This is a genomic window from Agarivorans sp. OAG1 (assembly GCF_037076485.1).
Classification (GTDB): Bacteria; Pseudomonadota; Gammaproteobacteria; order Enterobacterales; family Celerinatantimonadaceae; genus Agarivorans; species Agarivorans albus.
The window spans coordinates 3,815,321-3,836,979 of record NZ_AP028990.1; the positions used below are offsets into that span (position 1 = coordinate 3,815,321).

The 21,659-nt window shown below is 44.6% G+C and carries 21 protein-coding genes; 15 read left to right on the plus strand and 6 right to left on the minus strand.

Annotated features, from left to right (window positions below; genetic code table 11):
• Positions 1 to 483 precede the first annotated feature (483 nt).
• The 3 genes from OAG1_RS17350 to OAG1_RS17360 are packed head-to-tail and all read left to right on the plus strand — an operon-like array spanning position 484 to position 3,421.
• On the plus strand, positions 484 to 1,665 hold the full coding sequence (locus OAG1_RS17350) for a hypothetical protein (RefSeq protein ID WP_338622176.1): 1,182 nt from the start codon (positions 484 to 486) through the stop codon (positions 1,663 to 1,665).
• On the plus strand, positions 1,662 to 2,684 hold the full coding sequence (locus tag OAG1_RS17355; RefSeq protein WP_338622177.1) for a histidine kinase: 1,023 nt from the start codon (positions 1,662 to 1,664) through the stop codon (positions 2,682 to 2,684). Before OAG1_RS17350 ends, OAG1_RS17355 begins: the two co-directional genes overlap by 4 nt.
• The gene (locus OAG1_RS17360) at positions 2,672 to 3,421 is read left to right on the plus strand and encodes a LytTR family DNA-binding domain-containing protein (RefSeq protein WP_338622178.1); all 750 of its coding nucleotides are present in this window, start codon (positions 2,672 to 2,674) and stop codon (positions 3,419 to 3,421) included. Before OAG1_RS17355 ends, OAG1_RS17360 begins: the two co-directional genes overlap by 13 nt.
• A 71-nt stretch (positions 3,422 to 3,492) precedes the next feature.
• Here the strand turns inward: OAG1_RS17360 and OAG1_RS17365 are convergent, their stop codons facing one another.
• Together OAG1_RS17365 and OAG1_RS17370 are read right to left on the minus strand one after the other, a co-directional pair.
• Positions 3,493 to 5,196, minus strand: coding sequence for a solute:sodium symporter family transporter (locus OAG1_RS17365; RefSeq protein WP_016403182.1), 1,704 nt, complete (start codon positions 5,194 to 5,196; stop codon positions 3,493 to 3,495).
• Between the two features lie 68 nt (positions 5,197 to 5,264).
• Positions 5,265 to 7,367, minus strand: a complete 2,103-nt coding sequence (locus OAG1_RS17370) for an alpha-galactosidase (RefSeq protein ID WP_338622179.1) — start codon at positions 7,365 to 7,367, stop codon at positions 5,265 to 5,267.
• A gap of 265 nt (positions 7,368 to 7,632) precedes the next feature.
• Between OAG1_RS17370 and OAG1_RS17375 the strand changes: the two genes are divergently transcribed.
• Positions 7,633 to 8,691 carry a LacI family DNA-binding transcriptional regulator gene (locus OAG1_RS17375; protein WP_338622180.1) on the plus strand — a complete coding sequence of 353 codons (1,059 nt, stop codon included), beginning with the start codon at positions 7,633 to 7,635 and terminating at the stop codon, positions 8,689 to 8,691.
• Between the two features lie 14 nt (positions 8,692 to 8,705).
• Here OAG1_RS17375 and OAG1_RS17380 read toward each other — a convergent pair whose 3' ends face one another.
• Positions 8,706 to 9,026, minus strand: a complete 321-nt coding sequence (locus OAG1_RS17380) for an NIPSNAP family protein (RefSeq protein WP_338622181.1) — start codon at positions 9,024 to 9,026, stop codon at positions 8,706 to 8,708.
• Between the two features lie 217 nt (positions 9,027 to 9,243).
• Here OAG1_RS17380 and OAG1_RS17385 point away from each other — a divergent pair, with 217 nt between their 5' ends.
• The gene (locus tag OAG1_RS17385; protein WP_338622182.1) at positions 9,244 to 10,047 is read left to right on the plus strand and encodes a PEP-CTERM sorting domain-containing protein; all 804 of its coding nucleotides are present in this window, start codon (positions 9,244 to 9,246) and stop codon (positions 10,045 to 10,047) included.
• A gap of 385 nt (positions 10,048 to 10,432) precedes the next feature.
• Here OAG1_RS17385 and OAG1_RS17390 read toward each other — a convergent pair whose 3' ends face one another.
• Positions 10,433 to 11,089 carry a cupin domain-containing protein gene (locus OAG1_RS17390; protein ID WP_338622183.1) on the minus strand — a complete coding sequence of 219 codons (657 nt, stop codon included), beginning with the start codon at positions 11,087 to 11,089 and terminating at the stop codon, positions 10,433 to 10,435.
• Positions 11,090 to 11,250: 161 nt separating this feature from the next.
• On the opposite strand from OAG1_RS17390, the gene OAG1_RS17395 reads away from it, so the two are divergent.
• The gene (locus tag OAG1_RS17395; RefSeq protein ID WP_338622184.1) at positions 11,251 to 11,715 is read left to right on the plus strand and encodes an OsmC family protein; all 465 of its coding nucleotides are present in this window, start codon (positions 11,251 to 11,253) and stop codon (positions 11,713 to 11,715) included.
• Between the two features lie 65 nt (positions 11,716 to 11,780).
• Here OAG1_RS17395 and OAG1_RS17400 read toward each other — a convergent pair whose 3' ends face one another.
• Entirely contained in the window at positions 11,781 to 12,518 is a 738-nt protein-coding gene (locus OAG1_RS17400) for a PEP-CTERM sorting domain-containing protein (protein WP_338622185.1), read from the minus strand.
• A 499-nt stretch (positions 12,519 to 13,017) separates the two neighbouring features.
• Here OAG1_RS17400 and OAG1_RS17405 point away from each other — a divergent pair, with 499 nt between their 5' ends.
• From OAG1_RS17405 to serA, 8 genes are all read left to right on the plus strand, one after another.
• Complete coding sequence (locus tag OAG1_RS17405) at positions 13,018 to 13,647, plus strand: hypothetical protein (RefSeq protein WP_338622186.1); 630 nt, start codon at positions 13,018 to 13,020, stop codon at positions 13,645 to 13,647.
• 9 nt (positions 13,648 to 13,656) lie between these two features.
• Complete coding sequence (locus OAG1_RS17410) at positions 13,657 to 14,343, plus strand: ABC transporter ATP-binding protein (RefSeq protein ID WP_338622187.1); 687 nt, start codon at positions 13,657 to 13,659, stop codon at positions 14,341 to 14,343.
• Positions 14,331 to 15,545: an FtsX-like permease family protein gene (locus OAG1_RS17415; RefSeq protein ID WP_338622188.1), complete on the plus strand. Its 1,215-nt coding sequence runs from the start codon at positions 14,331 to 14,333 to the stop codon at positions 15,543 to 15,545. Before OAG1_RS17410 ends, OAG1_RS17415 begins: the two co-directional genes overlap by 13 nt.
• The gene (locus OAG1_RS17420) at positions 15,538 to 16,281 is read left to right on the plus strand and encodes an outer membrane lipoprotein-sorting protein (RefSeq protein ID WP_016403195.1); all 744 of its coding nucleotides are present in this window, start codon (positions 15,538 to 15,540) and stop codon (positions 16,279 to 16,281) included. The genes OAG1_RS17415 and OAG1_RS17420 overlap by 8 nt, the downstream gene beginning before the upstream one ends.
• Positions 16,282 to 16,482: 201 nt before the next feature.
• Complete coding sequence (locus tag OAG1_RS17425; protein ID WP_016403196.1) at positions 16,483 to 17,202, plus strand: YebC/PmpR family DNA-binding transcriptional regulator; 720 nt, start codon at positions 16,483 to 16,485, stop codon at positions 17,200 to 17,202.
• A 159-nt stretch (positions 17,203 to 17,361) separates the two neighbouring features.
• The gene (locus OAG1_RS17430; protein ID WP_338622189.1) at positions 17,362 to 17,946 is read left to right on the plus strand and encodes a 5-formyltetrahydrofolate cyclo-ligase; all 585 of its coding nucleotides are present in this window, start codon (positions 17,362 to 17,364) and stop codon (positions 17,944 to 17,946) included.
• A 136-nt stretch (positions 17,947 to 18,082) separates the two neighbouring features.
• Positions 18,083 to 18,736: a ribose-5-phosphate isomerase RpiA gene (rpiA, locus tag OAG1_RS17435; protein ID WP_016403199.1), complete on the plus strand. Its 654-nt coding sequence runs from the start codon at positions 18,083 to 18,085 to the stop codon at positions 18,734 to 18,736.
• A gap of 255 nt (positions 18,737 to 18,991) precedes the next feature.
• Positions 18,992 to 20,221 (plus strand): phosphoglycerate dehydrogenase, encoded by a 1,230-nt coding sequence (serA, locus tag OAG1_RS17440; RefSeq protein WP_338622190.1) that lies wholly within the window; start codon positions 18,992 to 18,994, stop codon positions 20,219 to 20,221.
• A gap of 71 nt (positions 20,222 to 20,292) precedes the next feature.
• On the opposite strand, the gene OAG1_RS17445 is transcribed toward serA, so the two are convergent.
• Positions 20,293 to 20,583: a putative quinol monooxygenase gene (locus OAG1_RS17445; protein ID WP_221076101.1), complete on the minus strand. Its 291-nt coding sequence runs from the start codon at positions 20,581 to 20,583 to the stop codon at positions 20,293 to 20,295.
• Between the two features lie 133 nt (positions 20,584 to 20,716).
• Between OAG1_RS17445 and OAG1_RS17450 the strand changes: the two genes are divergently transcribed.
• Complete coding sequence (locus tag OAG1_RS17450) at positions 20,717 to 21,652, plus strand: LysR family transcriptional regulator (RefSeq protein WP_338622191.1); 936 nt, start codon at positions 20,717 to 20,719, stop codon at positions 21,650 to 21,652.
• Positions 21,653 to 21,659 lie beyond the last annotated feature (7 nt).

A 21,659-nucleotide genomic window follows, 5' to 3' on the forward strand; every position in this document is an offset into this window, starting at 1 on the left:
GGTACTTATTTCCCAAAAAACCGACCCACAAATAGTAATCACACACTCGATAGCCAAGACTGTGCTTTTCAATCCCATCATCTTCGCCGAGTAGCGCAAATGAACAAGGGAGCAGAGTTGAAGTCTGTTTGAGCGTAGCGAGTTACTTCAACTTCCTTGTGAATGCGCAACGGAGGATCTAAGAAGATGCAGGGCGAGTTTTCTTTTTGCTTCGTTTTTCTTTGCTCGTCAAAGAAAAATGACGTCGCCGCAGGCGAAAGCCTTTACTCTATAGTTAACACATAAAGGGGCAAAACCTATTTAGTGCACCCAAACAGTTCATATTCCAATTACCCCACATAAAACCTCAATAATTCCCCCAACCACTTATCCCTAGTTAAAACACTTTATCAACTTAGCTAACCGTTTATCGCATTCAAAACCGTTACCTTAGCCACCCTCGTAAGCTAATGCTCAAAGGACAGAATTTAATTAGGATACGTTTTGACTAGGTTTGCTTTATCTTGGTTTTTATTGCTGCTCAGTAGCGTTAGCCATGCAGCTTGGCAGCAGCAATGGCAATTGGAGTTGGATGCTGGTTTTGCTAGTGCTTCAAATAGCCCGGTGTTCGACAGTGAAGACCAATGGTTTGGCGATGCAGCCCTGCGCTGGTTTCCTCAATATGGCAATGTACAAGGGCAGCTAGTTGCTTTAAGCCAAGCCAAACAAAAGCAAGATAATCAGCATGATTTAGTTGTGGCCGAGCTATTCTGGAAAACCGAGCTAGCCGAGCGAGACTTGCTGGTAGGTAAACAACGCATCGACTTAGGCGTAAGTTATGGTTTTCGCCCTTTGGATATGTTCCTGCCGTATCGGCGTAACCCGGTAGCTATTCAAGTAGAAGAAGGGGTGGGCGTATTTAGCCTTAGCCAGTTTAGTGGTAATGGCGAATATGCTTTATTTTATACCGACTCTTACTTAGCAACAGAATCAGAAGGCCTACAGCAACGCGGCCTAGGTTTACGTTGGTACCAACTTAATAACGATAGCGAATGGCAGGCAATAAGCTATTACGACAATAAACGGGCGCTTAACCTAGGTGGAACATGGGTCACCACCTTTGGCGATGCTTGGGAAGTACATGCCGAGAGCCGTTACCAGCAGCATTATCAGCGCAGTGTTAGCCAACTAAACAGCAGTAATATTGGTCAAGTATCACCGGTTATCGAACAAGAATTTAATCATGGTTTTCAAGCACTAATAGGCATGACCTGGGCAAATTTAAATGGTGATAACCTGATCCTAGAATATTGGTTTGATAACCGCGCGCTAAACCAGACAGAATGGCAACAAGTCGCCGATATTAGTTATTACTTGCAGCAACAAAGTGGCGACATTAGCAGCTTACGTTTTTCCCAAGGTGAAGTGTTTAATGGTCAAAACTTGGTGCAACACAATGTAATGTTGCATTGGCACCGAGACATAGAAGATTGGCAACCGGCGTTTGATTTAATGCTAGCGCCAGAAGACGGTGGCGTGATCGCTACAGCAAGGCTGGATTACGAATTTAGCCAAGGATGGACGCTTGGCGCAAGGCTGCGCTATCTTGGTGGCGCGAGTGATGCGGTATATAGCTTATTACCGGAAAATAAAGTTGGCTTAATAAAACTCGAGGGACTCTTTTGAACAATAAATGCCTTTTATCAGTGTGGCGCTCGTTGGCAATTTGCGCACTGTTTTCCTTCCCCATTGCCTACCTCACCAATGCAATTTGGGGCGGCCCCTATTGGATGCATTTCGTTATTGCCTTAGGTTTTGGCACAGTAGGCACTTGCACCACCATGTTAATTGATACCATGTTTCCAAAGATGAGTAGCTTTTGGGCATTTGTGCTGAGCGCCCCACTCACCTTAAGCATTGGTAGCGCCCATACTTGGTATTGGATAAGCCCTTATTACGACGATTTTGATTGGCCCTTAATGATTAAAGTGGTGATTATTGGCTTATTTTTCTGTGCCGTTATTTACTACTACTTTTTTAGCCGCGAGCAAAACCTAAGCATGGCTTCGGCGCTGCAACAAGCCGAGTTAGAAAAGCTAAAAGCGGAGCAAGCACTTACCTACAGCCAACTAAAGTTACTGCAAAGCCAAATTGAGCCGCACTTTTTGTTTAATACTCTAGCCAATTTAAAAGCACTCATCGCAGTAGAGCCCAAACAAGCAGAAATTCTGTTAGATAAATTCACCGAGCTATTAAGAGTTACCCTTAAAAAAAGCCGCCAAGAGAGCATTCGCCTAGAAGATGAGGTAGCAGGAATTAGTGCTTATTTGGCGATTCAACAAATCCGCTTAGGTGAGCGGCTGCAGTATTCTGTAACGCTTACTTCGCAAGAGCTTAACCAGCGCCAATTACCACCAATGTTATTGCAGCCTTTAGTTGAAAATGCGGTTTTTCATGGCATTGAACCCAAGGCTGAAGGCGGCCATGTAAATGTGCGCATTAATGTGGACGAGCAGCGCTGGCAAATAACTATCGAAGATAACGGCATTGGCTTTAAGCAAGCCGCCAAACATGGCCATGGCTTGGCCTTGAGCAACATCCAAAAACGGCTAGCGAGCTTATTTCCCAATCAAGCTAGTTTACATATTCAAGCTTTAGAAACCGGCGGCACCTTGGCCAAATTGGAGTTTCCATGCGAGCAATAATTGTTGATGACGAACCCTTACTGCGTTTTCATTTAGACAAAATGCTGGGGGAATGCTGGCCAGAGTTAGAGATTGTTGATAAGGCAGGTGACGGCCCAAGCGCCTTAGCCGCTGCCGAACAACTGGCCGCCGACGTGGTATTTCTGGATATTCGTATGCCCGGCATGACCGGTATTGAAGTGGCACAAAAGCTCAACCTGCTAGCTAAACCACCACATATTGTGTTCACCACGGCCTTTGATGAATATGCGATTCAAGCTTTTGAACAACAAGCGGTTGATTATTTGCTTAAACCCATTGATGAGCAGCGCTTATTGCAAACCTGCCAACGTATTCAGCAGCGCCAAACAAGTGCTGATGCTAGTCCCAGCTACGACCTTCAAGCATTAGTGCAAGCACTAGACGAAAAGCCCGAATACTTGCAGTGGATAAGAGCCAGTAAAGGAGAAGCGGTAGAGCTTATTGCCATCGATAACATTTTGGCCTTTGTGGCGGAAGATAAATACACCACGGTGCGCAGCCAGCAAGGTGACTACGTTATTCGAACGCCATTAAAAGAGTTGCTAGGCCAAATTGAACCGGGATTATTTTGGCAGATCCATCGCTCAACCTTAGTTCGAGTTAACGCCATTAAACGGGTGAACAAAAACATGCTTGGCAAGCTCACCGTAGCACTAGCAGACAATAGCGAATATCCGGTAAGCCGCAGCGCCAACCATTTATTTAAAGCGATGTAAGCCTTAACGATTAACCTTTTCCTAGGCATAAAAAAGCCCAGCGCTAAGGCTGGGCAAAAGCCTGCTAAGAATTAGCTTGCTTCAGCTTCTGGCTGAAGTTGTTTACGTTTAAGGTGTCTGAAGAAAATACCCACCAGCATAATCAAACCGCAGAATCCGTAAGTTTGCAGCAATGTTGGGTCATCCGACATTAAGCCGATATCTGAGAACATGATGAACGCGCCCAATACCATGTAAAGCACAATGGCCGATGCTTCAAAACGAAACTCCCAAGGTGTTACATCCATGTCTTTGTTAATAGGCATAACGTAGTCTTGTTCGCGTGGTTTAAAGGCGCCAATTACAAACATTAAGATGGTACATACCACAAACAAGATGGCTAATTGGTGTAGAAAGTGCAAAGGCGTTTCAAACACTAACTGCATCGCAGCGTAAGACGATACAAACACCACCAAGGCTACTTTGGCAGCGATAGCAGGAACACGCTTAGAAATGTAGCCAACAAATACAATGGTAAAGATTGGCACACTAAAGAAGCCAGCAACCATTTGTAAGTATTGGAATAAACCTTCTGGCGCAAACATAATAAATGGTGCAATACACACTGCAATAATGGCAATAAGTACGCCAAACACACGGCCCTTAGCCACCAACTCTTGGTCTGATTTACCATGACCAAACAAAGGCTTGTATACGTTAAGGGCAAACAAAGTAGTTGAGCTATTCAACACTCCGTTAAAGGTACTAAGAATGGCACCAAACATTACCGCCACAAAAAAGCCCACTAGTGGTTTTGGTAATACTTCGTTTACTAAGCGGGTATACATCGTATCTGGGTTACCTGCATCAGCACCGAACATATGGAAGGCGATAATGCCGGGAATAATTAAGAACAATGGTGAAATAACTTTAATACCACCGGCTAAAATTACCCCTTTTTGTCCTTCTTTAAGGTTTTTAGCCCCTAAAGCACGTTGGATAATAGATTGGTCGGTTCCCCAGTAGTACAAGTTTACTAACAGCAAACCGGTAAACAGGGTTGAGAATGGTAGAGGATCAGTTGAGGTGCCCACCGACTGCAGCTTCTCTGGTGCAACCGTAACAATTTGATGTAAGCCATCACTAAAGCTACCGCCACCTAACACCATTAGGCCAAATACCGGAATCATTAAGCCGCCAATAATTAAGCCTACACCGTTAATGGTATCGGCAATTACTACCGCTTTTAAACCGCCGTAAATGGCATAAAAGAAGCCTAAAACACCAATAGTGGCAGAAATAATCGCAATAGCCGCAAACTCAGACACACCCAGCAAAGTTTGAATATCGAAGATTTCACCTAACACCACCGCACCGGCATACAAAGTAGTAGGCAGAATGTTAATCACGTACTGGCATAAGAACAGCAAGGTGACAAACTTCTTCACCGATAAGTCATAACGACTTTCTAAAAAGTCTGGAATGGTGGTAATGCCTTGTTTTAGATAGCGAGGCACTAACAACAAGGCAATAATAATCAGGGTAACACCCGAGGCCACTTCCCAGCCCATTACACTCATGTTATGCGTGTAAGACTGGGCACTCATACCCACAAAACTGGTAGCGCTTAAATTAGTTAAAATTAACGAGCTGGCAATTAAGCCACCGGTTAAGCTACGGCCACCCAAAAAGTAGCCATCTTGGGAATCGTGCTTGTTTTTCTTAACTTTGTTGTAGGTAAATACCCCCACAAAGCCAGTAAACAGCAGGAACGATAAGAACACTGTTATAGACATGGTTAATCCTTCAAAAAGTTGGCGAGCGGCAATCACTGACCACTCGGTTGATACTAAAAACTCAATAACTAAATTCGTTTCAGGTGCACCATTAGCGCTGACTCGGGATCGAGGATCGGCAGGGTTAAGCCAATTTCACGCAGGTTATCGCCACTCAAGGTGAGGGTTTTATCTAACCAACTTGGGCGCTGTTTCATTAACTGGAAACTGGTCTCTGGCATTTCTACCAACTTAACTTGGTAGCTTGCTCCCGGCTCTACACAGCTAATGCGCAGGGGTGCAGGTAAGGCGTAATCCGGCATCGCTAACTGGCATACCGTGATCAACATTTCGTCGTCACTTTGTACGCCATTAATGTGTTGGCGATGATCCGAAGCATTTAAGCGAAAGCTTCTGCCACTGTGTAACAACTGGCGATATTCTTTGTGCAGCGCAATGTAGTGAGCAAAGGCTTGTTTTTCTTCGCTAGCCACTTTAACTGGGTCTAGCTCTACCCCCATGTGTCCGCTTAATGCAGTCATGCCACGCATGTTAATGTGATGGCAACGACGGGTTGTATGGCTCTCGTCTGGGCCGATGTGTGCACCCATCACTTCTGGCGGGAAGAAATAGCTCATGCCACGCTGAATGGTTTGGCGCTCTAATGCATCATTACAATCTGAAGCCCAAAAACGATGAGTACGTTTTAGAATTTCAAAATCAATGCGGCCACCGCCTGATGAGCAAGACTCGATTTCAACCTTAGGGTGTGTTGCTAGTAATTTGTCTAATAAGGCATATAGCGCTTTAGTTTGGCCATTAACCGCCGGTCGTCCAACATGGCCTGGTTGTACTAATTCGCGGTTCATATCCCACTTTAAGTACGCGATGTTGTAGCGAGTAAGCAGCTCACTTAAACGCTCAAACAAGTAATCAAAACAATCTTGGTTTTGCAGGTTAAGAACGTACTGCCAACGGCCAGAAGGTTGATGGTAGCCTTTAAGCTCCAGCACCCACTCTGGATGTTCGCGGAATAGGATAGAGTCTTTACTGATCATCTCTGGCTCAACCCAAAGACCAAACTCCATGCCTTGTTGATTTACATGCTCAATAACCGGCTCTAGGCCATTGGGGTATTTTTTCTCATCTAAATACCAATCACCTAAAGCACTGCGCTCGCCACTGCGACCGACAAACCAACCATCGTCGATAATGAAACGCTCCACACCCATTTCGGCGGCTTCGCTGGCCATTTTCATGATGTATTCAGGATCGTGCTCAAAATAAATACCTTCCCAAGTATTTAGGTGAACTGGGCGAGGTTTATTCTCAGGGAACTTAATAATGTTGGCGCGAACATAGCGGTGGAAGCGATCTGAAATACCATTTAAGCCAGTATTGCTAGCACAGGCATACAACCAAGGAGTGCTGTAACTTTGCATGTAATCTAAACGTACTTCGCCAGCCAACAATAACTCACCAGCTTGCACAAAACGTCGGCCATCACTTTTTACGTCGGCGCGTAACTGGTGGTTACCGCTCCACCCTAAGTGAAAGCCCCACACTTGACCATTCTGCTGGTCGAAGTTGTTGCTACCGGCAAACAAGCCAGGGAAGTTTTCATGCGAAGTACGGCCGCGGCGGTTCTCTTGCATAAACCCACCATGGGAGAACGCCTGACGGTGCGTTTGGAACTCGCGGCTCCAGCGACCATGAAAAGTCATCAACTCGTTGGAGTGATGTGGTAAGGGCAAAGTGGCGGAAAGCTTAGTGAGATAGTACTTGGTGTGTTCCAAGTTGGTTACGCTAATGCGCTTTTTCACCACATCACTGTCGTAATCAAGCTCTATCTCAATCTTAAGCTCTAAGTGCGCAACGTCGTCTCGTAAAGTGAATACTGCACAGCCTTCACTTGAATAATGTTCCGTGGTGGTAAAAACCGGCGCCCAGTCGTAACCATTGCGATGCCCTTCTATTCCGGGGGCATTAAAGTGGCCACTACCCAGTTCAGGGCAAAGGCTTAAAGGCACATCCACATCTAAACGGGCTTGTGAAATTGGCCGCTCTGTCGATAGCAGAATATCTTCATCAATCTGCTCTATTTTATTGCCCCAATGCAAAATTTCTGGCACTCGCGCCAGCTTAATAATGAGGCTGCAATTTTTGCTACAAAGGTGAACAATCTGACTCATAACAACATCCAAGTGTTTGCGTAAACATTTAGCCGAAATATGCGCCTATTTGGTGTCTAAGGCTATTTAATCGCCAGCACAATGTGATCAAGATCGACAGGGAAAACGTTTACTTGTGACATTGATCGAATTATGTTTTCGAAAACACAGTAACTACTGTAGCGCTAAATCGCGTTTTATTGGCTTGACTAAGATTTCCCTTAAACTGGGTGTTACAATTTGTTTGCTAAAGCGAAACAGTGAACTAAACACAAGGGATTTGCATGTGAGCGTTACATTTAAACAGGTTGCCGAGTTGGCGGGCGTATCTACACAAACGGTTTCTCGGGTAACCAACGGTGCCAGTAATGTTGCCCAAGAAACACGTGACAAAGTAAATGCCGCTATCGACAAACTTGGTTACGTGCCTAACAAAGGAGCGCAGCTATTAAGTGGTGCTAAATCTAAGGTTATTGGCTTAATTACCCTTGATGTATCGCTGCATGGCATTTCGATCATTGCCAATAACATTCGTATTCAAGCCCAATTGCATGGCTACGGCACCTCGTTTGCGGTGGTAGATGAACACGCATACCAAAAGATCGTAACAGCGACTCGAGAGTTAAAATCACAACGTATTGAATACATTATTGTGAACCTGCCTCTCACTAAAGAAGAAGCCGAACAATTAGTAGAGCTATTCACAGATCTGCACTTTGTCTTTATCGATGTTCCCAATAACAGCCAAGTTAACTCGGTGAGTGCAGCACATCATCAAGGAGCCAGTGAAGCTGCTCAGCTAATGCTTAAGCAGCAACGCCAACGTTTGTTGCTCATTACAGGCCCTCACGATTCAACCGCTTCAACGCTGCGTTTACAGGGCTGGCTTAGCCAAATTAAGTACTTTGAGGCTACTGTGGTTGCTCAACTTGAAGGAGACTGGCTGGCCAGCAGTGGCTATCAACTAACTCGTGAAGCATTAAGCAATGGCGCGGTGATAGACGGCGTATTAGTTGCGAGTGACCAGATGGCCTTGGGTGTATTACGCGCCCTGCACGAGCATAGCCTAGCGGTACCGCACCAGGTTGCGGTAATTGGTTTTGATGACAGCGCCGATAGCGCCTACTTCTACCCTCCGCTTACCACCATTAAGCAAGATTTTGCGGCAATATCGGCCCAGGCGGTAGACATGTTGTTTAACGATTCGGCCAGCGAGCCGCCCTTTAAAGCCTCTGTAGCAACCCAGTTAATTGAGCGAGCGAGCACTCAAACCTTAGACTCGAAAACTTACAATAAGGCAAAAATAGAGCAGCTGCTACAGCAAGTTAAAAATGCATTGCCTTAGCAAGTACAGCTAATCTAGTTTGCGCTAAAAGCCGCTTGCAGCGTGCGTACTTTTACGCTGCTCTCTTCAATTAAACTAAACACCTTGGGACGTACTTCGTTAATCCACCATTGATCGTAGAGCTGGCTACAAATCTCTTGGCGACTTTGCTCATCTTTAAACTGCCTCAACCAAACAAACCATTCATCGCCATTGTCGTCACAATATAGGTAGCTATTAATGACATCCACTCCCTTACTTCGTTGGTAGGGCAATATTTCCTTTTCCATCAAATTAAGCCATTGAGCGGTTTTTCCAGGTTTAATTTGGTACTCACGTAATTCAATCACATTCATTTTAGATCCTTTCTCCCTAGGTCAATTCGCTTAAACAAATCGCTGTCGGCTTTTTTTACATTATATAAGTCTTTGATACATCAATTAAAAATCAATATCCATATTTTTTATAAGGTTATATTGATAGGTCTATTTTTTGCTTAACAACAAATAAGTCAGCAATTATTGTAAAACGGAAAAGCTGATTACTATCATCAACTTATAATGGAAATGTAAAATGAAGATACTCCCTTCTTGCTGCTGGGCCTTGGTGCTCGCGGCCAGCATAAACGTAGCCCATGCGGTGCCCTTCTACTTAAATTTAGGTGGTACTAGCACAGCCAAGGCAGACTATTTAACCACTAACATTCATGCTACTTCGGCTCTGCAAAATGGCAACTGTACAGGTGGCTTTTGCAGCCCAGATGTCAACTCAAGCTTTACTGAGTCTGGCAACGGCAATGCTACAGGATTATACCGAAATCCTAATACCCCACTCTATAACGCTGGCTTAAATAATAACTGGGCCATGACCTTTGACTACAACGATTTAAGCGGCGGGTTTACCGATACGGGTGGCGTTAGCTTCGACCAGGGTGGCAACATCAATATTAACTTCACTAGCGTTTTAGGTTACGACCAAAACAGTGGAGAGATTATTTATGGTGACAGCATTAAAGTGGCGCAGCTAGTTGTTAACTCGGGCAGCGCGGTAATGGGTGATGTATCGCTAACCGGGTCTTTTGACTACAGCTGGTACGATGCAGCCATAGACGATGCGCTAGCTGAAGACTTTTTCTCTACCGATTACGGCAGCTTATTTGAGTTATGGGAAAACGGAGATAACCTAGTGTGGCAGCTTAACTTTAACATCACCGACAATATGAATACTCCTTACCTTGGTGATGAAGATGAAGCCTTTCGCGATACCATTCTTAACGGTCAATTTGCCATTGTATCGGTTTCAGAGCCTGGAACCTTGGCTTTATTTGGCATCGGCCTTATCGCCCTAGGTTTACGACGCCAACACAAAAAAATCTAATCCTTTAGATCTTGTTATAGGCAGGTGTAGGTTTTTTTACGCACCTGTTTTTTTTGCTTATCGCAATTGAACGCGACTTTGTTGTTAATCACTAAGATAAACAAAAACAAAATAATCGCTGCTTTTGTAAGCTAAATCACACAATTGTAATACAATAATAGTATATACTATTTTGGTCGCTCAATCATATGTCCGCTTGTTTGACTCCTCAAACAAAGCTAATTGGGTTCAAAGCCTTAGCAACATAGGCATAAAAGCCGGTGAAATGAGTACGCGATCAGTAAACAGTTTTGTAGGGGCGGTGCCCGCCCGACTCTCCTCATTGGGCACCGCTCTTACTTCTTTCTCGTTGAGTCCTGATTCATCCCTCTGCCTACGATTGTGCTTAACTCTCTACCGGTAAGTGACCCGTTTTCACCAAGATAATCGTTTCCTGCTCAACAAAAGGGTGATGCTGACTCATATGAGGGCTGCGCAGCCAAGTGAGTTTAGGATAACTACCATGTTCGTCTTTAAACTCTCCCGACAAAACTAAAATTTCTTCCCCACCAAAATGACGATGCGGTTGGAAAATCTCACCGGCTGGCCACTTAACCAATGCAACATGTTCATGCTCAAACTCATGCAAAGGCATTACTTCCAAGCCCCCAATGCCCGGCAACCAAGGTGTTTGCTTAGTATTAACTCTTACCTGAGTAAGGTCGCGCGCATCAAACTGATTAAGTTTCACAAATATCACGCAGCCTTGTTTGCTAAAAGGGCTATGTTTGCTGCCTGGCGGATTACGAATATACGTACCCGCTGGGTAATCGCCATGCTCATCAGAAAACACGCCTTCTAATACCAAGATTTCTTCACCTTGTGGATGTGGATGCTCAGGGAAAAAAGACTTTGGCTGATACTGCACAATGCTGGTGACATGACCAGACTCTTTGGCTTCTCGCTCTAGCGGTTTACGCAATACCCCAGCAGAGGGGCTAGCTAGCCAATCCATTTGTTCGGTATCGATCGCCAAGGCTTGGTCAAAATTCATGTTGAGCATAATGGTTCCTAAAAAACGCTGTTAACCATTAGAGTTGCTTGCTTGGCAATAAATTTCAAGCCCATGCCCTTAAGCTTGAATTTGTCATTGCCAAGCACTAACGACTGCAGCATGCTAAGGCCGTGTTGTTTTAACTTTGCTAACTCACCGCAGGAATGCTTATGTCTGAATACTTCGCCATTGTAGAGTGGCAACGCCAAACCGATGAAGCTTATACCGACAACCATTACAGCCGAGGCCACCATTGGCACTTTGATGGCGGCCAAACTGTTGCAGCCTCGTCGTCACCACATGTGGTGCCGCTGCCTTACTCGGTAGAAGCAAACGTTGACCCAGAAGAGGCCTTTGTTGCCTCGTTATCTAGCTGCCACATGCTGTTTTTCTTATCCATTGCCGCTAAAAACCGTTTGGTAGTGGATAGCTATGAAGACAAAGCGGTAGGAATAATGGCCTTAAATGAGCAAGGAAAAATGGCCATGACAGAGGTAAAGCTCAACCCTAAAGTGGCTTTTTCAGGGCAAGAGGTGAGCCTAGCTAAGCTTGAGAAAATGCATCATCAAGCCCACCAGCAATGCTTTATTGCTAACTCTGTGACCACAAAAGTAACAACCAATATTGCGCTGTAGCTCTAAGCCAGCCAATAAAAAAGCCTTGGTGAGACCAAGGCTTTAATGAATAAGAAACTAGCTTGTTATTTGTTAAGTCTCTTTCTTGAAACGCCAAACCCAAGCATCGCAAACATAGCTAACAAAATAGTACTCGGCTCAGAAACCTGCGTTACCGGCAAAGTGCTCTCAACAATGAAGGTAAGTTTATAATCAATACCTTCTACACATTCAGGGCTATAACCTGGAAAATTAACCACATAGGTTTGTGCACAAGTGTGGCCTTGATCAAGCAGGCTACTCAAGTAAATACCTTCAGTAACATCTAAACTTGGTGCATCAAAACTTTTGCCATTTAAACCCAAAACCCCATCTTCTAGTTCAGGAATGGTAAAAATTTCTGGCGTTGTAGAACTCTCTTCAAGGAACCAAGTTGGCGCAGTAGCGCCAAATGTACTTTGTTGGCGATAATCAGGTGAAATAGGTGTGCCGAAGGTCCAATTAATACCAGGCAAGTTGGTTCCCCAATCGATACTGGCTCCTACTAAACGCATACCTGCGGTAATGCCAATATTGAAAACATCTCCGCTGTCCAGCGGGCTGTAAATTGAACCATAAAAGGCGTTCTCACCTTCCACTAAATTGAAAAGTGCAACATCATCGACCCCACCAATGGTGTCAAAATCACCAGCAGGCAAGCCACCTTCAGCAACTACATCTGCCTCATCAAAAGACCCATTGTAATCAACAACTATCACTCCAGCGTGGGCATTACCTAGCACCAGTAAAAAGCTTAATACCAATGAATGACGTAGATTCAGCATGTTTAATTCCTTTTTTGGATGTAGCAAGTATTTTCCTACATATCACTAAACACGGATGCACTTGTCATACCAAAAAACTAATATCTTTTAAAACAAGTAGTTAAAAAATAATAAGTGATTCAAAATAAATATTTGTATAAATAGCTGACATTAAAGCAGTGTTTATAATCTGTAAATTCTAAGATTTTATATTTATTCAGCTTTTAAACAGCTAACTCATCAAGCAGCGCATTTTTCACAGGTGAATAACGCTAACACTCCAAATCACCATTCAACTCCAACAATGACGGCGCTAAGGGTTAACTTATAAGGTTTTAATGGCAGCCCAATGCTAGCCGCAATTTACAGAAAGCGTCGCCATCGATAACGGTACTCTCAATCCATTCATCCTTCGCTATCGGCATTTAGTCCGGCGGTTTTGCCTTTTATCGCATCATGCAGCTGTAAGGGAATATCAATCGTAATCTTGCTCATGTACTCACACTGACAAGGATTGATCATGAAAAAGCTTACTTTAGCCAGCCTACTACTTATTTGCTCTTATTCAGCAAGCGCTAGCATTAACGAGCAACAACTTGCCTCTTACTTTCAAGCAGCCCAAGGTGACTACTCGCAGCTAGATTCACTGTATAAAGAGCTACAACTCGTCCATCAGCAGCAACCTTCAGACCCTTGGACTTTGTTTTATCTGGGTGGAACCGAGACTTTAAAAGGTGACGATGCTTGGATGCCTTGGACCAAAATGCGCTACACCGAAGATGGCTTAGCACGCATGGATAAAGCCTTAAATATGATTGGAGAAGAGCAATGGCAGCAGCAATATCGCTACCTTCCTCAAGCGATATATATGCAGGCAACGGCCGCAGTTACCTTTACCAGCGTGCCAGACTTTTTTAATTACCAAGACCAAGGCATGCAGTTATTCAAACAAGTACTTAATGACCAGCGCTTTTTGCAATCTCCTGCCCAAGCCACCTCATGGGTGTACCGCTTTGCTGTAGAGGCGGCTTTAAACAACCAGCAACCGGCACTGGCTCAACAATGGTTTAAGCAACTACAGCAAAGCGGTGTAAATGATGATTACAGCCAGCTCACCGCGCAGTTAATGGCTAAGCAAAATAAGGGCTAAGGATAGAATATGTTGCAATTTAAAGGCTTAAGTAAGTTTTACCAAACCGGCCAAGTAAGCCAGCAAGCGCTTAACAATGTTAATGAACATATTCGTGCTGGTGAAATGATTGCCCTTTGCGGCCCATCAGGCTCAGGCAAAAGCACCTTACTTAATATTTGTGGCTTGCTAGATCTTAACTACCAAGGCGAGCTGTATTTTGATGGGGTAAAACTAGATAAAGACCCACAGCATTGTATGCAGCTACGGCGACAACAGCTGGGCTTTGTATTCCAGCGCTTTAATTTAGTGCCAGTAATGAGCGCCTACGAAAATGTAGAGTATCCGCTAATGCTAAATAAAGTGCCTAGCCAACAACGCAAGCAGCGCATTATGCAAATTTTAGATGCAGTAGGCATGGCCGACTTTGCGCAAGCTAAACCCGACCGTTTGTCGGGGGGCCAACAACAACGCATTGCTGTGGCACGAGCTTTGATTCACCAGCCTCGCTTGGTAATTGCCGACGAACCAACAGCTAGCCTCGACAGCCACACCGCCCACCAAGTTGTAGAGCTGATGAAGGCCATTGGCAAAAGCCACAACACCACCTTTGTGATCGCCACTCACGATAACCGGATGAGTGAACATTGCGACCGACAAATAGAACTACTAGACGGACAGGTATTATCCAAGGAGGTTAGCGCATGCGTCGCCTAAAACATGCATTACTTAATGTGCAACGAAATCGCCGCCGCAGCATTATGTCGGTGCTTATTATCGCCATTGCCGTAATGGCCTTGGTCACCTCTGGCGGATTTGGTTTGTTTACCTATCAATCGCTAGCCGAAGCCGCCGCACGCGACACAGGCCATTTAACCTTGTCTAGCCCAGAGTATTTTAACCAGCAAGAAGATACTCCCCTGCAATATGGCTTAGCGAATTGGCAACAGCAGCGCCAAGACTTAATGGCCTTAAACGGCATAAAAGCGGTGCAACCTCGCATCGAATTTAGCGGCCTAATTAGCAACGGCGACAAATCGGCAATTTTTGTAGGCCAAGGCGTATTGCCCAGCGAGTTCACCCAGAAAGGGCCCTTTTTAGACCTAAAGGCTGGTCAATTGCTCACTCAGCAAAGTGATCAAGACTTGCCACAAATTCTGCTAGGCGACGAGTTAGCTCGCAACATGAAGGTACAACCTGGTGATTGGCTAACGCTGCTTAGCACCACCACAGAGGGCGCGCTAAATGCCTTCGACTTTACCGTGCAAGGCATTGTTTCTACTGGTGTTCCAGAGATGGACAAACGCCTAGTGTATATCTCATTAAGTGATAGCCAAGCCCTGCTCGCCACCGATAAGGTGAGCCTAATGTCGATATTTGCCTTCGCTAATCAAGATGTTAGCCAGCTCAAACAACAGGTTGAGCAACAGCAACCAAGTTTGTTGGTAACGCCATGGTGGGAACAGGCCTTCTTCTACGAAGCAGTAAAAGGCTTGTACAACCGCATCTTTGGAGTGATGGGCTTTATTATGGCGCTAGTGGTGTTTGTGTCGTTATTTAATACCTTAAGCATGTCGGTCACCGAGCGAACCCGAGAAATAGGCACCCTATCAGCCTTGGGCACTGCCAATTCGGAACAGCTAATTGGCTTTGTATTAGAAGCTGTAGTTCTGGCATTAATTGGCAGCCTAATAGGTGTGCTACTTAGTGGCTCGGTATCATTAACGCTGCTATTTGCTGATATTCAAATGCCTCCTCCACCGGGGCGCAGCGTAGGCTACCCACTACATATTACTTTCTCATTCATGTTGGCTGCCATCGTCTCTTTAGGCGTGGTGTGTATATGCGCATTGGCGTCTGCCATTGCTGCTAACAAAGGCTTAAAAAAGCCGATTACCGAGGCACTTATTTATGTTTAGTCTATTTAAACTGTGGTTATTAGGAAGCTTGTTTAGCATTGGTTTAGTCCAAGCGAATGAAGAAGTTAGCCTGCGCTTGCTTGAAGCCGACAGCTACCGCTTGCAAAGCGCGTCGGCCAAAGTGGTTACCGAGGTGAGTCAATTTGATAAACAGCAGCTAAAAAAGAAACACCGTTACAACGTGTATATTCGCCCAGAACGCGAATCGCTAGTGGTATTTAAAGCGCAATCGGAGCTGGGGCAAAAAATGCTGATGCTTGGCGACAATTACTGGCTGCTTATGCCAAATAGCCGCAGGCCAATTCGCATTACACCCATGCAAAAGCTATTGGGAGAAGCCTCGGTAGGCGACATTTCCACCCTCACTTGGAGCGAAGATTACCAAGGCGAATTGGGTGAAATTAGTGAGTTAGATGGGGTAACGGCTCTGCACTTACAGCTGCAGGCTAAAACCAGTGGTGCCAGCTATCAAAAAATAGACTTGTGGGTAGATCACCGCAGCAATTTTCCACTAAAAGCCGACCTCTACTTAAAGTCTGGCAAACTGGCAAAACAAGCTTACTTTGAGCAAGGCCAGCGAGATGGGCGAACCGTAGTAAAAACCATGACCTTGGTTGATAGCATCCAAACCAATAAAAGCACGGTTATTGATTACGAGTCAGTGCAAGCGCATAGCCTTGCCGATAAATACTATAACCCTGCCTATTTAAGTAAGCAGTCTTTAGAGCAACTTTAAACATGCTACAAACAGCTATTTAGTCGCAAAAGGCTATCAAGCACCTAGATAATCGTGAGGATTTAACAGTTAAATACCTCACGATTTAACTAAATTAACCGCATTATTGATCGAGAACCCGCGCCAGCCCTTGTTCCTTGTATTTCAGCTGGTAAAATCCTTTCCCAGAATTTTTAAGCATCGAACAAAAAGAGCATCCCTATGGGCAGAAGTTTTGAAGTACGTAAGGCCTCAATGGCCAAAACCGCTGGTGCAAAAACCAAGGTTTATTCTAAATACAGTAAAGAAATCTACGTTATCGCTAAAAATGGCGGTGCCGATCTAGAAGCTAACTTACAATTACGCAGTGTTGTAGACCGCGCTAAAAAAGATCAAGTTCCTAGTCACGTAATCGATAAAGCTATCGACAAAGCCAAAGGCGGCGCTGGCGAAGACTACGTTCCAGCACGTTACGAAGGTTACGGCCCAGGCGGCTGTATGGTAATTGTTGACTGCTTAACCGATAACAACAGCCGTACCTTTACCGACGTTCGCCAAGCCTTTGTAAAAACCAAATCTAAAATTGGTAACCAAGGCAGCGTGGCGCATATGTTCGACCACCAAGCTATTTTTGCCTTTAAAGGTGACGACGAAGACGCCATTCTAGAAATCCTATTAATGGACGACGTTGAAGTTACCGATGTAGAAAGTGAAGACGGTATGATTACCGTATTTGCTCCACATACTGAATACTTCAAAGTTAAAACTTCATTAACTCAAGCCTTGCCTGAGTTAGAGTTTGAACTAGAAGAAATTAGCTTTATTCCGCAAAACTACACCACTATTAGCGGTGATGACGTAGCGATGTTCGAGAAATTTCAAGCCATGCTTGATGACTGTGACGACGTGCAAAACGTGTATCACAACGTAGAGCAAGAATAACTCTACTGGTTTTTACCAAGCCTGTTCATCAGGCTTGGTGACCTTTACTTCCTCGTTTCGGTATCGACTCAAATTTTGGCTTAATGTTTTACAGCGCCTTGCTTGATTGCCAATATAGATACACACTAAAAGTCTTATTTGTCAGTTAAGTCTGTTTATATGCCCCAGCTAGATCCTCGCCAGCAATTACGCAAACAGATACGCCTACAACGTAGCGCCTTAAGCCCTTTGCAACAACTAGAGGCCAGCCAAGCCATTCTTGAGTACTTGCAGGACGATCCCGAGCTTATTCCTATGCAACGGGTAGCACTCTATTTAGCCTTTGATGGGGAGCTTGATTTAAGCTTGCTGATTAATTGTTTATGGCAACAAGGCAAACAGGTTTATGTGCCCTTAGTTGACCCCACGAAAAATGGCGAGATGTGCTTTCATCGTTACCAAGCCAGCAGCCCCTTACAAGCCAATAGATTTGGCATTGGCGAACCCATCTTTGATGCCAAACAGGTAATTGACGCTCAGCAACTAGATTTAATATTAGCCCCCTTGGTAGCCTTTGACTCACAGGGTAACCGCCTAGGCATGGGCGGCGGCTATTACGACCGCTTGCTGGCACAACTTAGTGGAGATAAACCTTTAGTTATTGGCCTTGCTCACGATTGCCAGCAAATAAACGAAGTGCCGGTGCAAGCATGGGATCAACCACTTAAACGGATTATTACTCCTAGCAGATATTGGTGCTGGTAATAACTAAAACAGTAATAATAAAAGCGCCGAAAAAAGCGCCAAACGAGCATGGCGTTAACGCCAGCGCTTGGTTATAATCCGCGCCAAACAAGCGGGCTACTTTTGCCCTCCCCCTCACTTTGCTCGGAGCACTGTAATGACACAAGATGAAATGAAAAAAGCCGCTGGCTGGGCCGCATTGGAATATGTTCAAGAAGACACCATTGTTGGCGTAGGCACAGGCTCTACCGTGAACCATTTCATTGACGCCTTAGCGACCATGAAAGACAGCATTAAAGGGGCGGTTTCAAGCTCTGAAGCGTCTACCGAAAAGCTACTTGCTTATGGCATTGAAGTGTTTGATTTAAACAGTGTGAGTGACTTGTCGGTTTACGTAGACGGTGCCGATGAAATCAACGAACAAAACCACATGATCAAGGGCGGTGGTGCAGCCCTAACCCGTGAAAAGATTATTGCCGCGGTTGCCGACCAATTTATCTGTATCGTAGACAATACCAAAGAAGTGCCAGTATTAGGCAACTTCCCTCTTCCAGTTGAAGTGATTCCAATGGCCCGTAGCTATGTAGCGCGCGAGCTGGTTAAGCTTGGCGGTGACCCAGTTTACCGTGAAGGTGTAGTAACCGATAACGGCAACGTGATCTTAGATGTTCACAACATGAAGATTGTAGATCCAGTGAAAATGGAACGCGACATTAACGCAATTGTGGGTGTAGTAACTAATGGTCTATTTGCTGCTCGCGGCGCAAATGAAGTGATCATTGGCACCCCAGAAGGCGCTAAAAAACGCTAATCAAGTAAGACCTTAAAAAAAAAGAGTGCATTGCGCGCTCTTTTTTTTGTGAAATATTCCAACACCCCATAAATAATCTCGATCAAGCACTAAACCAAACCCTCATTGCAACATTAAAAACTACAAACCAATCATTGTAGAGAATAATAATCACATCATGAATAAAATTTGATGTAATAAAATTACATTCCCTAAGTGCTGCTTTTTTGCTAAATTTAGCCGCTCGAGCGGTAACATGGGTATTAGGAAGCAAACATGGCAAAGTATTCGTTAGGCAAGGAAAAAATCAAAGTATTGTTGTTAGAGGGTTTACACCCTAGCTCACTGCAATCTTTCCAATCTGCGGGTTATGAAAATGTAGAAATGATCAAAACCTCGCTAGCAGAAGAAGAACTGATTGAAAAAATTAAAGACGTTCACTTCATTGGTATTCGCTCCCGTACAGACCTAAACGAACGTGTGCTAGCAGCAGCAAACAAGCTTGTTGCAATTGGTTGTTTCTGTATTGGTACTAACCAAGTTGACCTTAAAGCTGCTCAGCAAAAAGGTATTCCGGTATTCAACGCACCGTTCTCTAATACTCGTAGCGTAGCTGAACTAGTATTAGGTGAAATTATTTTACTACTGCGTGGCATTCCAGAGAAAAACGCCAAAGCACATCGCGGCGAATGGATAAAATCGGCCGACAACTCTTATGAAGCACGTGGTAAAAAGCTAGGCATTATCGGTTATGGCCATATTGGTACTCAGCTGGGTATTTTGGCTGAAACCCTAGGCATGCAAGTTTACTACTACGATATAGAAAACAAGCTATCTTTGGGTAACGCCACTCAAATCGCCGACCTTGACCAACTACTAGCAATGAGTGACGTGGTAAGCCTTCACGTACCAGAAACCGCACAAACCAAGTACATGTTTGGTGAAGCGCAGTTTGCCGCTATGAAGCAAGGTTCGATTCTGATTAACGCCTCTCGCGGCACGGTAGTTGAGATTGAATCTTTGGTATCGGTATTAGAAAGCAAAAAGCTTGCTGGTGCGGCGATTGATGTATTCCCAACAGAGCCGAAATCAAACAAAGAAGAATTTGTGTCTAACTTACGTGGCTTCGACAACGTAATTCTTAGCCCACACGTTGGTGGTTCAACCCAAGAAGCACAAGAAAACATCGGTATTGAAGTAGCGTCTAAACTGGCTAAATACTCTGACAACGGTTCAACCTTGTCGGCTGTTAACTTCCCAGAAGTAGCACTACCAGAGCACACTGGCACTAGCCGTTTGTTGCACATTCACCACAACCAACCGGGTGTGCTTACCAAAATTAACTTGGCCTTTGCCGAAGACTCAATCAACATTGCAGCGCAGTACCTGCAAACCAATGACAGCATTGGCTATGTAGTGATTGATGTAGAAACAGCGCAGGCTGAACAAGCAATTACTAAGCTTAAAGAAATTGACGGCACTATTCGCGCCCGTATTCTTCACTAAGCTTTATTGCCTGTATAGAAAAAGCCAGTCATTCGACTGGCTTTTTTGTTGCTCATTTCAATTCAAACAAGCTAAGCAATTTGCGTCATTTCATTCAAGGTAAACTCTGCTACTGCGCCTTCGGTTGCCGCCATGTACTCTGCTAAGTGAGTATTGCCCATGTGAGTTTGCCATAGTTCACGTGACTCCCAGTTTTCGTAAAACACAAAGTGCGCTGGGTTTTCGTTGTCTTGATGCAAATCGTAGTTAATACAGCCTTCTTCGGCTCTAGTGATATCTATCAGCTTAAGCAGTTCTGCTTTTACTAACTCAATTTTGTCTGCATTTGCTTTAATGTTTGCAACGATAGTTAACTTGGCCATTTGGCTGTCCTCTAAATAAGTAAATTGCGGGTTCGCTTTAACGGGTTAAATAGTAGCCTTTTGCATACAGCTCAATAAACAGGGTAATATTTGAATCATTATCAAAAATAAATAGACAATAAAAGGTGCCGTTATGCTACTGGAAGATTTACAGGTAATTTTAAAGGTAGCAGAATGCCGCAGTATTACAGCCGCTGCAGCCAAGCTAGATATGCGTTCTGCCACGGCTAGTGCCGCGCTAAAGCGTGTAGAAAGCCAACTAGGGGCTGAGCTATTTATTCGAACAACCAGACACCTGCGTTTATCTGCCGCGGGTGAGCGTTATGTTCCGCAATGCGAACAAGCGCTGCAAATGCTTGAACAAGCCAAGCAAAATATGAAGCACGACTTGGATGTGATTGACGGTGAGCTACGAATCGCTCTTTCTTCTGATCTGGGAAGAAATGTAATCAGCCCCTGGCTAGATGAGTTTATGTCGCACTACCCTGCGCTAAACCTACGCAGCAGCATTAGCGACAGCAACATCGACTTTTATCGTGATTCAGTCGATATGGCTTTGCGCTATGGTTCACCCAGCGATGCCAGTGTTTACGGCTTCAAAATATGTAACGCTCCACGGCTATTGTGCGCTAGCCCAGAATATCTATTAAAACATGGGACGCCCAAGCACCCTAAAGAGCTAAGCAAACACAACGGCTTGCTCTATCAGCTGCACGACATTGTTCATGATGTTTGGCGCTTTAGTGATCAGCAACAAAGTTACAAGATTAAAATGACAAGCAACAGAGCAGCAAACGATGGCGACTTAGTAAGGCGCTGGTGTGTAGCCGGCCATGGGCTGGCGGTTAAATCTAGCTTAGATATGGCTTCTGATATCTTAGCCGGTAACTTAGTGAGTGTGATGCACGATTACCAACCTACTCCCACCGAATTATGGCTTATTTGCCCCAGCCGCCAATCAATTACTCCAGCGATGCGTTTGTTACGGGATAACTTGCGGGAGAATACCCAGCAACTACTCAAAAAGCTGGTTAGTCAAAACATCCTAGAAGCTAGTGTGCTTAACTAAGTGATGA

Coding starts and splice junctions, on each gene's coding strand:
- OAG1_RS17360 (WP_338622178.1), top strand. CDS start 2,672: ATGCGAGCAATAATTGTTGATGACGAACCCTTACTGCGTTTTCATTTA.
- OAG1_RS17365 (WP_016403182.1), bottom strand. CDS start 5,196: ATGTCTATAACAGTGTTCTTATCGTTCCTGCTGTTTACTGGCTTTGTG.
- OAG1_RS17370 (WP_338622179.1), bottom strand. CDS start 7,367: ATGAGTCAGATTGTTCACCTTTGTAGCAAAAATTGCAGCCTCATTATT.
- OAG1_RS17380 (WP_338622181.1), bottom strand. CDS start 9,026: ATGAATGTGATTGAATTACGTGAGTACCAAATTAAACCTGGAAAAACC.
- OAG1_RS17385 (WP_338622182.1), top strand. CDS start 9,244: ATGAAGATACTCCCTTCTTGCTGCTGGGCCTTGGTGCTCGCGGCCAGC.
- OAG1_RS17390 (WP_338622183.1), bottom strand. CDS start 11,089: ATGCTCAACATGAATTTTGACCAAGCCTTGGCGATCGATACCGAACAA.
- OAG1_RS17395 (WP_338622184.1), top strand. CDS start 11,251: ATGTCTGAATACTTCGCCATTGTAGAGTGGCAACGCCAAACCGATGAA.
- OAG1_RS17400 (WP_338622185.1), bottom strand. CDS start 12,518: ATGCTGAATCTACGTCATTCATTGGTATTAAGCTTTTTACTGGTGCTA.
- OAG1_RS17405 (WP_338622186.1), top strand. CDS start 13,018: ATGAAAAAGCTTACTTTAGCCAGCCTACTACTTATTTGCTCTTATTCA.
- OAG1_RS17410 (WP_338622187.1), top strand. CDS start 13,657: ATGTTGCAATTTAAAGGCTTAAGTAAGTTTTACCAAACCGGCCAAGTA.
- OAG1_RS17415 (WP_338622188.1), top strand. CDS start 14,331: ATGCGTCGCCTAAAACATGCATTACTTAATGTGCAACGAAATCGCCGC.
- OAG1_RS17420 (WP_016403195.1), top strand. CDS start 15,538: ATGTTTAGTCTATTTAAACTGTGGTTATTAGGAAGCTTGTTTAGCATT.
- OAG1_RS17425 (WP_016403196.1), top strand. CDS start 16,483: ATGGGCAGAAGTTTTGAAGTACGTAAGGCCTCAATGGCCAAAACCGCT.
- OAG1_RS17430 (WP_338622189.1), top strand. CDS start 17,362: ATGCCCCAGCTAGATCCTCGCCAGCAATTACGCAAACAGATACGCCTA.
- rpiA (WP_016403199.1), top strand. CDS start 18,083: ATGACACAAGATGAAATGAAAAAAGCCGCTGGCTGGGCCGCATTGGAA.
- serA (WP_338622190.1), top strand. CDS start 18,992: ATGGCAAAGTATTCGTTAGGCAAGGAAAAAATCAAAGTATTGTTGTTA.
- OAG1_RS17445 (WP_221076101.1), bottom strand. CDS start 20,583: ATGGCCAAGTTAACTATCGTTGCAAACATTAAAGCAAATGCAGACAAA.
- OAG1_RS17450 (WP_338622191.1), top strand. CDS start 20,717: ATGCTACTGGAAGATTTACAGGTAATTTTAAAGGTAGCAGAATGCCGC.